Genomic DNA, 1,000 nt, shown 5'->3' with positions numbered 1-1,000 from the left:
TCTCCAGGGCCGGGCAAATCAGCTGATACCGGAACAACGCGATCACCTGCGCCCGCTCGCGGCGACGGGCTTCTTCCTGGTCAAGGGCGCTCAATGCCGATGTCCTCCTTACACATTCACTCATACCCGGCAGCGCAACGGCTGCTGGGCAACAACATCGGTGAGGATCACCCGCCGCGATCACGAACGTCAGGGGCAACTCGTGTTGGTCGTGCAACCATCCCGCCGCGCCGGCCAGCCCGGCGCCAGAAGCCGACCACCAGTGGCAGCCACCACCATCGCCGCTGGCGTCACTGCGCCGAGCTCGGCGAACCGATCGCCGATCACCGCGGTGGCCCACTCGACCGCGATCACCGCGTCGGCCCACCCCGACCCCGCGGCCTTCGGCAGCGTCACGTCCACCCCAGCTGCCACGGCCAGCCGGACGAACTCCGCGCGCACCATGTCCAACCGGCCAGCCGCCCGCCGCAGCCAGCCCCGCACTGTCGCGGCCACCAGCCCGAGATCGGTGGCAATACGGCGGTGGCCGAGACCGGCCGCTCGCTGCCCGAACGCGGCCCAGATCACCGGCGCCGCATACGCTCTGCGCAGCAGCAACGGTCACCGGCAACAACACATGCGTCACCCCACAGCCCCGACAACGGGCACGCCGCGGCCGCACCGGCTCACCCATCGGCGCGACCCGACGCCACCGAGCCCACCCCCACCGCGCCAGCACCCCGCCATCGCAAGCCGGGCAACAGATTTCACCCGCCGCCAAGCGGATCTCGACGCGAACCGGATCGACCTCTACCGTGACCATCAGTGCCTCTCGCACTACGCACGGCACCCTCGGCAGGGCCCGCCAAGACCATCCGCCGGGGTGTCGTGCACCCAACAGTGCTCGTCACCCTGACGGTGCAGACAAATCCGATCAATCCCCTCAACGACGCCGACCACCCGATCGGCAACCCCACTGACGGCTCAGCCGCCGTGATCGGCATCCCCAATGACGCTCAAC

Annotated in this window: 1 protein-coding gene and 1 pseudogene; one reads left to right on the top strand and one right to left on the bottom strand. The window is 69.4% G+C overall.

Features of this window, described 5'->3' with window-relative positions; translation table 11 throughout:
- Positions 1-189 precede the first annotated feature (189 nt).
- Positions 190-802: pseudogene (locus NA4_RS38365) on the bottom strand (transposase).
- A gap of 2 nt (positions 803-804) precedes the next feature.
- Here NA4_RS38365 and NA4_RS38360 point away from each other — a divergent pair.
- On the top strand, positions 805-1,000 hold a 196-nt coding region (locus NA4_RS38360), incomplete at its 3' end, for a hypothetical protein (RefSeq protein ID WP_157129600.1).

The organism is Nocardia amamiensis NBRC 102102, assembly GCF_001612745.1.
In the GTDB taxonomy this organism is placed as follows: Bacteria; Actinomycetota; Actinomycetes; order Mycobacteriales; family Mycobacteriaceae; genus Nocardia; species Nocardia amamiensis.
The sequence above is the reverse complement of the archived record's forward strand: the minus strand, read 5'-3'. Positions and strand labels throughout refer to the sequence as shown.